Here is a 13,055-nt window from a genome sequence, read left to right on the forward strand (position 1 = left end):
TCACTCAGACCTGTTCGAGTGCCTCGTTCAGGGCGCGCTCCAGGTCGGCCTTGTAGCGTAGATACAGATTGCTTGAGCTTTGCCCGTCACCGAGCAGCCCGGACAGGTCCAGGTCGGTGATGTAGCAACGATAGCGTTCGGTCTCACGACGCTGCTCGACGATCTCCCGGGCGACCACGCTGAACAGCTGGTCGCCATGTTCCAGCTCGCTGAACTCCCGTTGATTGCAATACAGCGTGACCTGCACTTGCCCTGGTGCGGCTTTGCCGATGATCGCCTGCACGTCGTAGAACGGTTTGTTGGCTGGCGTCTGCGGCATTGGCCGCGCTTCGACGCGCCGCGCCCGTCCCGGGCCCGAAGGCAATAGCTGGTAATACAAAATGTCGAGGCTGGTCGAGGGAGCGGCCTCCATCGGCAGCAGCGCCTCACGCCGATACTGGATCGATTGCAGGAAACGTTGCAGCGGCGCCAGCAGGCTTTGCTCGTCGTGATACGGCAAGTGCTGCTGCCACAGCGCATTGAACTCGTCCAGAACGCAGACTTCGGCGTGCTGCTCGGTGATCCTGTAGAACACCTGAATGCATTCCGGCTGGCCCATTGGCAGGATCAGCGCAAGGTCGTGATCTTCCAGTGCCATCGGATCAAGGTGCAGCGGGCTGTAGCGCGCCTGCTCCTCACCGAGGTAGTCGAGCAGCGCCGGCAGGGTGGCGAGCGCGATATGGTTGACTTGTCCGGGCACCAGTTCCAGCACGTGATAGTGCTGTTGCACCTGAATCAGGTAGCGGTGATTCAATTCGCTGAGTAGCAAATTCTGCGCGGTGTCGACGATTTCTTCCACGCGTCGGGCGATGAACTGGGCACGGTTATGGCAGAAGCAGCGCACCTTCAGCGATGGCTGCAACGGCCCGCGAGGCAAGTTGTTGAGATAATCGCGCAAGCAGTCGAGCAGGGCGTGAGGTCCGTCGAAACGGTTGACCAGCACTTCGTTCCAGCTGTTGAGCGTGACCTGATCGAGGGTCAGCACGAGGTTCTCGCGCACGCCGGCATAGCTCAGCGAATCGGTGCGCTCGGTGGTCATTAGGATGTTGAGGTCACGGTGATGCTTGAGCGGATCGACGCCGACGTTCACCAGCATCAGTACTTCGCTCGGTACGGCGGCGCGCAGCAGCGGCTCTTCGGCAACAGTGGGCAAGGGCAGGGCGATGCACTGTTGCAGGCTGCCAAGCAGGTTGAACAGTTCGAACTCGCTCAGGTCGCTGTTGCCGGGGTGCAAGGCCAGACGGGTGCTGCTGTCGATCACGCCGTTGCGGTGGCACCAGGTCAACAGTTCCAGCAGTTCGCGGCTGCGTTTGATCGGGGCGAAATGTTCCCACTCAAGCGCCGTGAGGCTGCCGTTGTACAGGCCCCACTGGCTTTGTCCCGCCTCCTTCTTGTTGCGCGATTGCACCAGGGTCAGGGTGTCTTCGGCCAGATCCGGAGCGATGCCGGGATTGATGAACTCGACCTTGTCGGCCTTGCGCTCGAATGCCGCGTACAACCTGCGGCCCAGCACGTTGAGATCGCGCTTGTTGATCAGGCTGACGGTCTGCTCGGTGCGGGCGAACTGGGTCAGGAAGCGATAGCTGTAATTGAGCTCGTTGACCAGCGCGCGGCGCTCTGCGCTGACCTGCCGGACTTTCCACTGGCTGCGGCTATCGAGTAGGGCAAGTTGCCGCTGATCCCAGTGCCATTCGTTGGCCAGTCGTTCCAGCAGTGAACGTTGCCAGCTCTGCGTGCGGCTATTGCCCGTGAGCTTGCGATTGACCTTGAGGTACAGCGCACGTCGCACCAGCTCCAGACGTTCCGGTTCGTTGCGGGCGATGAGGTATTCCTCGATGCGCCGATACACGACCATGTAAGGGTCCAGTTCATCCAGATCGAGCTGATTGGCGAATACGGCTTTTTTGAAGCGAAGGCTCAGGCACTGCACCTGCGGGTGTTCGCTGGCATACACCTCGGTCAGCAGCAGTTTGAGCACCGATTTGTAAGGTGACTCAATGCCCTTGAACAACTGCCACAGCCCCGCACCGATGAACTCTCCCGGTGGAATCGTCGCCAAATGCCCAAGGTCGAGGGTTTCGTCGGCGCGGATGAAGCGCTTGGACAGCAGCGTGTGGGTGTAAAGGTCGTAGGCCGTTTCTTCGTATACCGGCACCAGCCACCAGATCGGCGTGCGTCCGCCCAGCCAGATCGCGGTGCGATAAAACTCGTCGAGCAGCAGGTAGTGCTGGGTGCTGCCACAGTTTTCGGAGCTGAGCTGTGTGTCGCGCTCACCTTTGACGAAACGCACCGGGTCGATCAGAAAGAAATGCGCCTCGGCGCCCTGACTCGCGGCCCAGGATTCGAGGAGCTGGCATTTCTTGCCCAGTTCAGCGAGCTCGTTTTCGTTCAGATCCGGCGCGTGACACACCCACACGTCCATGTCGCTTTGATCGGCCTGGGCCAGGGTGCCGAGACTGCCCATCAGAAACAGGCCATGAATCGGTCGTGGCGGATTGCTGCCGTGGCGCGGCTTGTAAGAGAAGGAGCGCGTCAGGCGCTGGGCTTCGGCGAGGGTATTGGCGTCTGGCTCGTAATTCGACAGGCCGGCCGGCGTACTGCCCGAGACGTAACCCGGCAGCAGCGGATGATTGACGTGAAAGAACAGCGGCAGCAGCGTCAGCACAGCTTGCTGGCGCGTCGACAACCCCTCAAGAGCGCGGCCGAGGCGGCCTTCATTGAGTTTTAGAAAGCGCGCGCGCAGTTGGCTAAGCACCTTGCGGTCGATTCCTTCGTCCAGGTCGGGGCGGATTTCATGGGTGCGCGTCATGTCAGCTCAAACCGGCTCGCAGGCTCGGACGTAGAGGATCTCGGAATGACGGGCAGTTTAGCCTTTGCGCGGCGGGAGTTTTAAGCTGATTTTGTTTTTTGACGTCAGATTTCAATCGCGAGGCGATAGTTGACGTCCGGACGGGCCCGCGGAAATCCCGTGACAGGGGTTCCCGTGGGCGAAGTCAGGAAGAATCAGGCTGTTTCCGGCTCTTTCAGGATCGTCAGTACGGTTTGTACATTCTGCGCGGCATCGCGACCCAGGCTGGTCAGATATCCGCCATCGGGCTGATCGGTCAGTTCTTTATCAAAGAGGCGTTGGGCAGCAGCGATGTGCTTCGGGGCAGCGGTCTGATGAATTTTCAGACCTTCCTGGGAACTGTCCAGGGGAAAGAGTGCAAGGACTTCCAGTTCGGCAACCAACTCAGGGGTAAGCGACATAAGGACTCCAGACTTTCTAGGAATTGGAACGCAGCGCCCCTAAGGTGAACCCGCTTGTGCGGCATGTCCAGTGCTCAGATCAGGGATTTCCTCTTGAGGCGAATTCCAGTGTAGTCGGGGCCGGGGAGATGGCCGGAGGGATGGGTGACAAATTGTGTGGGAGCGAGCCGGCATTGCGAATGCGGCGTGTCAGGCGCGGCATGATGCGAATGCTACGGCCTCGTCGCGAGCAGGCTTGCTCCCACAGGGAAAGCGCGATTACTGCTTTTCTGGTGGCAACTCAGGCAGCGCACGCAGTGCGGCTTCGTACCATGCGGTATCGAATGGGCGATCTTCATCCAGCATCGCGTCAATCTCATAGGCCAGCACATGCGCCATCAGATTGAGGATTTCTTCGCGTTCAACACCGACCAGGGTCAGCTTGTTGAGCGTAGCCTTGGCCGCAGGCGGGTTGTCGCTTTCGATCTGGTTCTCGATCGCTTCGATCAGCGTGCTCTCGGTGAACTCTTCTTCGTCGTTGTCGATGTCTGTCGGCTCGCTCATGGCAGGCTCCTCAAGGAAAGGCGCCAGTTTACCCGCATTCAGCGGCGTGATGCTGCTGGCGGGAATTGTCCGGGCGATCTATAAACAGGCACTGCCCACCCCGCACGGCCTGGAGGCTATGTGATGCTCAAGCTCTACGGATTCTCTGTCAGCAACTACTACAACATGATCAAACTGGCGCTGCTGGAAAAAGGCCTGCCGTTTGAAGAGGTCACGTTCTATCCCGCGCAGACCGCTGAATCATTGGCTATCAGCCCGCGCGGCAAAGTGCCGGTGCTGGGCGTTGATGGCGGTTACATCAACGAAACAGCGATCATCCTTGAATACCTCGAGCTGACCCAGAAAGGCACGCCGCTGCTGCCCAGCGATCCGTTCGAGCGGGCGCAGGTGCTGGCAATCGCCAAGGAAATCGAGCTGTACATCGAGCTGCCGGGACGTGCCTGTTATGGCGAAGCGTTTTTTGGCATGACTTTGCCGGACGCCATCAAGGAAAAGACCCAATCAGAATTGCTGCTGGGCTTTGCGGCGCTCGGCCGGCACGGCAAGTTCGCCCCGTATGTGGCGGGCGACAGTCTGAGCATCGCGGATTTGTATTTCCTCTACAGCGTGCCGCTGGCCTGTGCGGTGGGGCAGAAGCTGTTCGGGATCGATTTGCTGGCAGAAATGCCGCAGGCGAAGGCGCTGCTGGAGCGGCTTGAGCAGAATCCGCATGTGCAGAAGATTGCGGCGGATAAAGATGCGGCGATGCCGGCGTTTTTGGCGATGATCGCTGCCAAGAAGTAGGTTTTGTGCTGTTCTGAAGTCAGCATTCGCGAGCAGGCTCGTTCCCACAGGGATTTGTGTTGGCCACAGACTTTGTGTTCAGCACAGATCCAATGTGGGAGCGAGCCTGCTCGCGAAGCTTTTGACCTTTAGCGGCTGGCGATCAGGGCCTGGCCGCGGGCAACGGCTGCCTTGACCTGCGCTGGCGCAGTGCCGCCGATATGGTCACGGGCATTTACCGAGCCTTCCAGGGTCAGCACAGCAAATACGTCCTGTTCGATCTGATCGCTGAACTGACGCAGTTCTTCCAGGCTCATCTCAGCCAGGTCCTTGCCAGTGTCGACGCCGTACTTCACAGCGTGGCCGACGATTTCGTGGCAATCACGGAACGGCAGGCCACGGCGCACCAGGTAGTCAGCCAGGTCGGTTGCGGTGGAGAAGCCGCGAAGAGCCGCTTCACGCATGATCGCGTGCTTGGGTTTTATCGCCGGAATCATGTCGGCAAACGCGCGCAGCGAATCGCGCAGGGTGTCGGCGGCGTCGAACAGCGGTTCCTTGTCTTCCTGGTTGTCCTTGTTGTAGGCCAGTGGCTGGCCTTTCATCAGGGTCAGCAGGCCCATCAGAGCACCGAACACGCGGCCGGTCTTGCCACGTACCAGCTCCGGCACATCCGGGTTTTTCTTTTGCGGCATGATCGAGCTGCCAGTGCAGAAGCGATCCGGCAGATCGATGAACTGGAACTGCGCGCTGGTCCACAGCACCAGCTCTTCGGAGAAACGCGACAAATGCATCATCGCTATGCTCGCGGCCGAGCAGAATTCGATGGCGAAATCGCGATCGGAAACGTTGTCCAGCGAGTTGCCGCCAACGGCATCGAAACCCAGCAGTTGCGCGGTGTATTCGCGATCAATCGGGTAGGTGGTGCCGGCCAGCGCGGCACTGCCCAATGGCATGCGGTTGGTGCGCTTGCGGCAATCGACCAAACGCTCGTAGTCACGGCTGAGCATTTCGAACCAGGCCAGCATGTGGTGCCCGAAAGTTACGGGTTGCGCGGTCTGCAAGTGAGTGAAGCCGGGCATGATGCTGCCGGACTCGCGCTCGGCTTGTTCCAGCAGGCCTTTTTGCAGTCGGGTGATTTCGGCCAGGATCAGGTCGATCTCGTCGCGCAGCCACAGGCGAATGTCGGTGGCAACCTGGTCGTTGCGGCTACGGCCGGTGTGGAGTTTCTTGCCGGTGACGCCGATGCGGTCGGTCAGACGCGCTTCGATGTTCATGTGCACGTCTTCGAGGTCGATGCGCCAGTCGAACTGGCCGGCCTCGATTTCGCCCTGAATGGTGTTCAGGCCATCGATGATGGTGTCGCGCTCGGCATCGGTCAGCACGCCGACTTTGGCCAGCATGGTGGCGTGGGCGATCGAGCCCATGATGTCGTGGCGATACAGGCGCTGGTCGAAAGTGACGGAGGCGGTGAAGCGGGCGACGAAGGCGTCGACGGGTTCACTGAAGCGGCCGCCCCAGGACTGATTGGTCTTGTCAGTGCTCATGAATTCGCTCGTATCGGCTTGAAGAAAAAAGGCGTGAAACGCTGGCGCGGATAATAACAGGGTTGCCAATCCTGTCGTTGACACCGGTCGATACGTTTTTTTCGCAAAGTGTCATGCATAGTCGGTGTGCTGCGCGGGGAATTTGCACAACGATATTTTTCGATTGAGCAATATCGGCCCGGCGAGCGTCTACAGTAGGACATAAGGGTCGGCGCGACTGCGGATCGCGCAAAGGTCTGGCCGCCGACTATAAGAAGTGGAGGTGGGTGTCTTGTCCTTCGACAAACCCCGCGAGAAACGCAGGAAACAGCGGGCTTTGAGCAGTACGACCCGGACACTGGCAAATATTGCTGGCCGACGTACGGCACTTTTTGGCGCTCGGGCTAGTCTTAGCGTGGATCGCGGTGACGGACGTCACTTCACCTGTCTACGCTATCCTTGTGCGAGACTCACGCAGGAATCCAGCGCAATATGAATGTCCTGATCGTTGATGACGAACCACTGGCTCGCGAGCGCCTCAGCCGTATGGTGAGCGAGCTCGAGGGTTATACAGTCCTGGAGCCCAGCGCCACGAATGGCGAAGAGGCGTTGGCACTGATCGACAGCCACAAGCCGGATATCGTGCTTCTCGATATCCGCATGCCGGGCCTCGATGGCCTGCAGGTTGCTGCCCGTCTGTGCGAGCGAGAAACACCGCCCGCCGTGGTGTTTTTCACCAGTCCCGATGAATTTGCCGTGGAAGCCCTGCAGGCCAGCGCCGTGGGCTATGTGGTGAAACCCGTGCGAACCGAACACCTGCATGACGCCCTGAAACGGGCTGAACGACCCAATCGGGCGCAACTCTCGGCCCTGACGCGTCCCGCTGCCGAAAGTGGCACCGGCCCGCGCAGTCACATCAGCGCCCGTACCCGTAAAGGCATCGAACTGATCCCGCTGGATCAGGTGGTCTATTTCATTGCCGACCACAAATACGTGACCTTGCGCCACGAAGGCGGCGAAGTGCTGCTGGACGAGCCGCTCAAAGCCCTAGAGGACGAATTTGGCGAGCGCTTCGTGCGCATCCACCGCAACGCGCTGGTCGCCCGCGACCGCATCGAGCGTCTGCAACGCACGCCGCTGGGGCATTTTCAGCTATTTCTCAAAGGCCTCAATGGCGACGCGCTGATTGTCAGTCGCCGGCATGTGGCGGGTGTGCGCAAGATGATGCAGGGTCTTTAACCCGGACTTTTCGGGGGCTCATTTCTCGTTAGCGGGCATTGCAGGCCAGGGAGGCCGCGCCGTTTCTGATTCAAGTCAAAGTGGATTTGGCTGAGCTGTTATTATCCGCCGTATCTATTCAGTACGGATTGATCCATGTCCTCTCGCGAAATCCGCATCGCTACCCGTAAAAGTGCGCTGGCCCTCTGGCAGGCCGAATACGTCAAAGCCCGTCTGGAAGCGGCCCATCCCGGTTTGCGGGTGACACTGGTGCCCATGGTCAGTCGCGGCGACAAGCTGCTCGATTCACCGCTGTCGAAAATCGGCGGCAAGGGCCTGTTCGTCAAGGAACTGGAAACCGCACTGCTGGAAAACGAAGCCGACATCGCCGTCCACTCGATGAAAGATGTACCGATGGACTTCCCCGAAGGCCTCGGTCTGTTCTGCATCTGTGAGCGCGAAGACCCGCGTGATGCCTTCGTTTCCAATACCTATCCAAGCCTTGAGGCGCTGCCTGCCGGCAGCATCGTCGGCACGTCGAGCCTGCGCCGTCAGGCACAACTGCTGACCCGCCGTCCTGACCTTGAAATTCGTTTCCTGCGCGGCAACGTCAACACTCGTCTGGCCAAGCTGGATGCGGGTGAGTACGACGCGATCATCCTCGCGGCCGCCGGTTTGATACGCCTCGGTTTCGAGGATCGCATCACCTCGGCAATCAGTGTCGATGACAGCCTGCCCGCCGGTGGCCAGGGCGCGGTCGGTATCGAGTGCCGTAGCGCCGACAGCGAAATCCACGCCTTGCTGGAACCGCTGCATCACGCTGATACCACTTCGCGGGTTACCGCCGAACGTGCCCTCAACAAACATTTGAATGGCGGCTGCCAGGTGCCGATCGCCTGCTACGCCGTGCTTGAAGGCGAGCAGTTGTGGTTGCGTGGCCTGGTGGGCGAGCCGAGTGGCGGCCGCTTGATCAGCGCCGAAGCGCGGGCCCCTCGCGCTGATGCCGAAGCATTGGGTGTGAGAGTCGCTGAAGATCTGCTCGCCCAAGGTGCCGAAGAGATTCTTAAAGCAGTTTACGGCGAGGCAGGTCACGAGTGACTGGCTGGCGCCTGCTGCTGACGCGCCCTGCGGATGATTGTGCGGCGCTTGCAGAGACGTTGGCCGGGCAGGGGATTTTCGGTAGTTGTCTGCCGCTTTTGGAAATTGCCCCGCTGCCGGTCTCTGAGAACATACGTCTGGCGATGGCGCGATTGCCCGATTGCAGCGCAGTAATTGTGGTGAGCAAGCCAGCGGCGCGGATTGCGCTGGAACTGCTCGATGCCCAAGGGGCGCAGTCGTTGGCGATGCCGTGGTTCAGTGTCGGTGCGGCAACGGCGCAGATTCTTCAGGAGCGCGGCCTCGACGTACATTGTCCGGCCGACGGCGATGACAGCGAAGCGTTGCTGCAATTGCCGCGTCTGAGTGAAGCCGTCGCCCAGCCGAATTCGCAGGTGTTGATCCTGCGCGGCGAGGGCGGCCGTGAACTGCTTGCCGAGCGCCTGCGTGAGCTTGGTGCTAGTGTCGAGTATCTGGAATTGTATCGACGCGAGCTGCCGGCCTATGCAGCGCAAGTACTGCCGCAGCGGATCGCAGCGGAACGCTTGAACGGGCTGGTGGTCAGCAGTGGACAGGGTTTCGAGCACCTGCGCCAAATGGCCGGCGATACCTGGCCGTCGATTGCGCGGTTGCCGTTGTTTGTTCCAAGCCCAAGAGTCGCCGAGCTGGCACGTGCCGCCGGGGCTCAAACAGTTGTGGATTGCCGCGGCGCGAGTGCCGCGGCTTTGCTGACGGCGTTGCGGGAGCATCCCGTACCCGTTTTCTAATGCAAAGGATGGATACGTGAGCGAAACAGCCTTGCCAAAAGATGACGTCCAACCTGTGATTGATGCACAAGTTGAAACTCCACCGCCGGCCCCAGAGCCGCGCCGAGGCAATGGCCTGGCCATCGTCGCCCTGTTGCTCGGTGCAGCCGGGGTCGCGATTGGTGGCTGGGGAGTCTGGCAGGTGCGACACCTGCAAACCAACACTCAGCAACAATCGGGTCAGGTGCAGGCGTTGAATGATCAGGCGCAGACCCTGAAGCTCAACGAGCAGCGTCTGACCGAACGTCTCGCGCAGTTGCCGGGGGCCGAAGAGCTCGCCGAACGCCAGCGTCTGGTGGCGCAGCTTCAGGGTGATCAGCAGCGCCTCAATCAACGTCTGGAAACCGTCCTCGGCGCCAGCCGCAAGGACTGGCGTCTGGCCGAGGCCGAGCACTTGCTGCGTCTGGCCAGCTTGCGCCTTTCCGCGTTGCAGGACATCAGCAGCGCCCAGGCACTGGTGCAGGGTGCTGACGAAATCCTCCGCGAACAGAATGATCCCGGCTCCTTTGCCGCCCGCGAGCAAGTGGCCAAAACCCTGGTTGCGCTGCGCAGCACCGAGCAGCCGGATCGCACGGGTTTGTTCCTGCGGTTGGGGGCCCTGCGTGATCAGGTCATCGACCTCACCGAATTGGCGCCGGAATACAAGGATCGTGGCGAGTCGCTGCTCGGCTTGACCGCCGAGGGTGACGGCGCCAGTCGCTGGGCGCAGTGGTGGGATCAGATTTCGCACTACATCCGTATCGATTTCAATGCAGACAAGAATGTGAAGCCACTGTTGGCCGGACAAAGTCTGAGCCAGGTGCGTCTGGCCCTGAGCCTTGCGCTGGAGCAGGCGCAATGGGCAGCCCTCAATGGTCAGGCGGCGGTTTACACCCAGACACTGGCCGAGGCGCGCGACGTGCTCAAGGGCAACTTCAACCCGGACAATCCACAAAGCAAAGTGATGCTGGAACAGGTCGGTGAGCTGAGCAAGGAACCGGTCGCGGTCAAGACACCGGATCTGACCGGCACCCTGAGTGCAGTGCAAGGCTACCTCGAGCGGCGTAACGTCAACGCCGAAGAATCGGTGAAACCGTTTGCCAAACCTGCCGCCGACACCGCGCAGGAGGCCACGCCATGAAGCGCCTCTATGTGATCGTGTTTCTGGTGATCGCAGCGGCTGCGGCGCTGGGCCTGGCGATTGCCGAGCATTCCGGTTACGTGTTGGTCGCTTACAAATCGTTCCGTTACGAGTCGAGCCTGTGGGCGACTTTGGCGCTGATCGCAGTCTTGTGGCTGCTGGTCTGGGGCATCAAGGCTCTGATCGAATTGGTGATGGCGTCCAGCGGCGTGGTCAATCCATGGTCGCGGCGCAACCGCAGCCGTCGGGTGCAAGTAGCGATCGAGCACGGCCAGCTGGATCTGGCCGAAGGTCGTTGGGCCAGTGCCCAGCGTCATTTGTATCGGGCCGCTGAAGCCGAGCGCCAACCGCTGCTGTACTACCTCGGCGCTGCCCGTGCGGCGAACGAGCAGGGCCATTACGAGGAATCCGATCGTCTGCTTGAGCGTGCGCTGGAGCGCCAGCCTCAGGCAGAGCTGGCAATTGCCTTGAGCCACGCACAGTTGCAGACCGACCGTGGCGACACCGACGGCGCATTGGTGACATTGCAGGCGATGCACGAGCGTCATCCTCATAACGTGCAGACGCTGCGTCAGTTGCAGCGCTTGTACCAGCAGCGCGGCGAATGGTCGGCGGTGATTCGCCTGCTGCCGGAGCTGCGCAAGGATAAAGTCCTGCCGCCCGCCGAACTGGCTGAGCTTGAGCGTCGCGCCTGGGGTGAAAACCTGTCGCTGGCCGCGCAGCGCGAAGAGGACGGCTCGGTTGGTTTGCAGTCGCTGACTCGTGCATGGCAACAGCTGACCTCGGCGCAACGCCAGGAGCCGCCACTGGTGCTGGCTTATGCCGAACAGCTGCGTCAGCTGGGCGCTCAGGTCGAGGCGGAAGAAGTGCTGCGCACGGCCCTCAAGCGCAAGTACGACAGTCATCTGGCGCGTCTTTATGGTCTGGTGCGCGGGAGTGATCCGGCGCGTCAGTTGCAAACTGCCGAAGGTTGGCTCAAGGATCACCCGAACGATCCGAGCCTGCTGCTGACCCTGGGCCGTCTGTGCCTGCAATCGAGTCTGTGGGGCAAGGCCCGGGATTATCTGGAAAGCAGCCTGCGTGTGCAGCGCAATCCGGAAGCCTGTGCGGAACTGGCGCGTTTGCTCGCACAGCTTGGCGATACCGAGCGAAGCAATCAGCTGTTCCAGGAAGGCCTCGGTCTGCTGGATGAACGCCTGCTGGCCGCGCCACTGCCGGCCCTGGCTCGCGTCTGAAGTGGCGAGGGAGGTAACTCCCTCGCACACCTTTGCAGAGCGAAAATTTACCTTCAGTCAGCCTTTAGGGCAAAGTCCTACAACGGGCTACGTCGAATCCTCTCGAAGCTGTCGGGTTTTCCCTACACCTCTGGTGAACTGTCGGCAGGGCCTTGCCTTGAAAGGCTGACACGCTTTCCTCTACCGTAACCATCTGTCTCTACTGTTACGGAAAAGCCATGTCGTTGGCCTGCTCACGCTCCTTGTTCTTCATGGCTTTCACTGCGAGTGCCTTTGCTCTGGGAGCTTCCTATTATCTCGAATACGCGGTGGGTCTGACGCCGTGCAGCTTGTGCCTGGTGCAGCGGCTGTTCCTCACGTTGCTGTGTGTTTGCTGTGGTCTGGCGGCGGTGCATGGCCCCAAGCGTGTCGGCCTGTGGCTTTACTGGTTGTCTGCGCTGGGCGCGAGTCTGGGTGGCACCACGGCGGCCTGGCGGCAGGTATTGATCCAAAGTGATCCGGTGCTGCAATCGATCCAGTGTGCGCCGAGTTCCGAGGCGCTGTTCAGCGCCATGTCGTGGATTTGCGCCTTGCAAAAACTGTTTAAAGGCGGCAATGACTGCGCGGAAATCTCCTGGACGTTGTTTGACCTGACGATCCCGGAGTGGAGCCTGTTGTTCTTTGTCGCGGTGTCAATTCTTGCTGTATATCAATTATTGCGATTGGTCTGGAGTGCTCTGCAACGGCCGCTCAGCGACGAAGCGTCGCACCGGGAGCTGCTGCGGGATTAAACACTTGTATGAACATTATCTCCTGCGTACCTTGAAGCCATAGGCGTGCGGGCATAATCTGGCCCGCACGTGTCATTGGATTTATGTTGCTCGATGACACTCTGCCCGACTGTCCCCCATGCTAAAACCTAAAGCGGGACACGGGTGTAGAGCAGCATGACCCACAAGGGAAGAGAGATCGCCATGCTCGAAAGTTGTCAGAATGCTCAGGAACGTTGGGGTGGAGTTCATCTGCTGATCGACCGCTGGCTCCAGGAGCGCAAGGAGCTGATCGATGCCTACGATAATCTCGGCGCGGAGCCTCAGACGCTGTCGGAGAGCCGCAAGCCCTTGCAGGAATTCTGCGGCGTGCTGGTTGATTACGTATCGGCGGGGCACTTCGAAATTTATGAACAGCTGACGGGCGAAGCCAAGGCGTTCAACGACAAGCGCGGTCTGGAACTCGCCGAGACGATCTACCCGCGCATCGATGTCATCACCGAAAAGCTACTCGCGTTCAACGACCTTTGCGATGAAGGCAAGTGCGTTGTCGAGAAATTCAAAGAGCTCGGCGGCCTGCTTCACGAGCGCTTCGAACTGGAAGACTGCCTGATTGAAGTGCTGCATACGGCGCACAAGGAAGAAGATTCAGTTCAGGCCTGATCGGTTTTGCTCAATAAAAAACGGTGCGCCTCAAGCGCACCGTTTTTTTATGC

12 protein-coding genes and 1 pseudogene are annotated in these 13,055 nt (G+C 60.2%); 9 read left to right on the forward strand and 4 right to left on the reverse strand.

Translation table 11 applies throughout. The features are described from left to right. Window positions 1–4: 4 nt before the first annotated feature. The 3 genes from AB4P92_RS16890 to AB4P92_RS16900 form a co-directional block, all read right to left on the reverse strand. Window positions 5–2,848 (reverse strand): class I adenylate cyclase, encoded by a 2,844-nt coding sequence (locus AB4P92_RS16890; protein ID WP_395597904.1) that lies wholly within the window; start codon window positions 2,846–2,848, stop codon window positions 5–7. Window positions 2,849–3,042: 194 nt separating this feature from the next. After that, a complete protein-coding gene (locus tag AB4P92_RS16895; RefSeq protein WP_042561711.1) occupies window positions 3,043–3,288 on the reverse strand; it encodes a TIGR02647 family protein in 246 nt (81 codons plus the stop codon). A gap of 258 nt (window positions 3,289–3,546) precedes the next feature. Beyond that, complete coding sequence (locus tag AB4P92_RS16900; RefSeq protein WP_042561710.1) at window positions 3,547–3,831, reverse strand: hypothetical protein; 285 nt, start codon at window positions 3,829–3,831, stop codon at window positions 3,547–3,549. 123 nt (window positions 3,832–3,954) lie between these two features. On the opposite strand from AB4P92_RS16900, the gene AB4P92_RS16905 reads away from it, so the two are divergent. Next, window positions 3,955–4,614, forward strand: a complete 660-nt coding sequence (locus AB4P92_RS16905; RefSeq protein ID WP_047304116.1) for a glutathione S-transferase — start codon at window positions 3,955–3,957, stop codon at window positions 4,612–4,614. Window positions 4,615–4,742: 128 nt separating this feature from the next. Here the strand turns inward: AB4P92_RS16905 and argH are convergent, their stop codons facing one another. After that, window positions 4,743–6,137 carry an argininosuccinate lyase gene (argH, locus tag AB4P92_RS16910; protein WP_042561708.1) on the reverse strand — a complete coding sequence of 465 codons (1,395 nt, stop codon included), beginning with the start codon at window positions 6,135–6,137 and terminating at the stop codon, window positions 4,743–4,745. 334 nt (window positions 6,138–6,471) lie between these two features. On the opposite strand from argH, the pseudogene AB4P92_RS16915 reads away from it, so the two are divergent. The 8 genes and pseudogenes from AB4P92_RS16915 to AB4P92_RS16950 form a co-directional block, all read left to right on the forward strand. Continuing rightward, a pseudogene (locus AB4P92_RS16915) lies at window positions 6,472–6,612 on the forward strand (sensor histidine kinase); the annotation flags it as partial. Continuing rightward, a complete protein-coding gene (locus AB4P92_RS16920) occupies window positions 6,609–7,355 on the forward strand; it encodes a LytTR family DNA-binding domain-containing protein (protein ID WP_042561707.1) in 747 nt (248 codons plus the stop codon). The pseudogene AB4P92_RS16915 and the gene AB4P92_RS16920, both read left to right, overlap by 4 nt. Window positions 7,356–7,490: 135 nt before the next feature. Then, a complete protein-coding gene (hemC, locus tag AB4P92_RS16925) occupies window positions 7,491–8,432 on the forward strand; it encodes a hydroxymethylbilane synthase (protein ID WP_042561706.1) in 942 nt (313 codons plus the stop codon). After that, the gene (locus AB4P92_RS16930) at window positions 8,429–9,196 is read left to right on the forward strand and encodes a uroporphyrinogen-III synthase (RefSeq protein ID WP_047304113.1); all 768 of its coding nucleotides are present in this window, start codon (window positions 8,429–8,431) and stop codon (window positions 9,194–9,196) included. The genes hemC and AB4P92_RS16930 overlap by 4 nt, the downstream gene beginning before the upstream one ends. Window positions 9,197–9,212: 16 nt before the next feature. Further along, window positions 9,213–10,355 carry a uroporphyrinogen-III C-methyltransferase gene (locus AB4P92_RS16935; protein ID WP_395597905.1) on the forward strand — a complete coding sequence of 381 codons (1,143 nt, stop codon included), beginning with the start codon at window positions 9,213–9,215 and terminating at the stop codon, window positions 10,353–10,355. Then, window positions 10,352–11,590 (forward strand): heme biosynthesis protein HemY, encoded by a 1,239-nt coding sequence (locus AB4P92_RS16940; protein WP_042561703.1) that lies wholly within the window; start codon window positions 10,352–10,354, stop codon window positions 11,588–11,590. Before AB4P92_RS16935 ends, AB4P92_RS16940 begins: the two co-directional genes overlap by 4 nt. 218 nt (window positions 11,591–11,808) lie before the next feature. After that, window positions 11,809–12,360: a disulfide bond formation protein B gene (locus AB4P92_RS16945; RefSeq protein WP_042561702.1), complete on the forward strand. Its 552-nt coding sequence runs from the start codon at window positions 11,809–11,811 to the stop codon at window positions 12,358–12,360. 183 nt (window positions 12,361–12,543) lie between these two features. Next, window positions 12,544–13,002: an Rsd/AlgQ family anti-sigma factor gene (locus tag AB4P92_RS16950; RefSeq protein ID WP_042561701.1), complete on the forward strand. Its 459-nt coding sequence runs from the start codon at window positions 12,544–12,546 to the stop codon at window positions 13,000–13,002. Window positions 13,003–13,055: the final 53 nt, after the last annotated feature.

It is taken from the genome of Pseudomonas sp. A0308 (genome assembly GCF_044218815.1).
GTDB classification, from domain to species: domain Bacteria; phylum Pseudomonadota; class Gammaproteobacteria; order Pseudomonadales; family Pseudomonadaceae; genus Aquipseudomonas; species Aquipseudomonas iridis.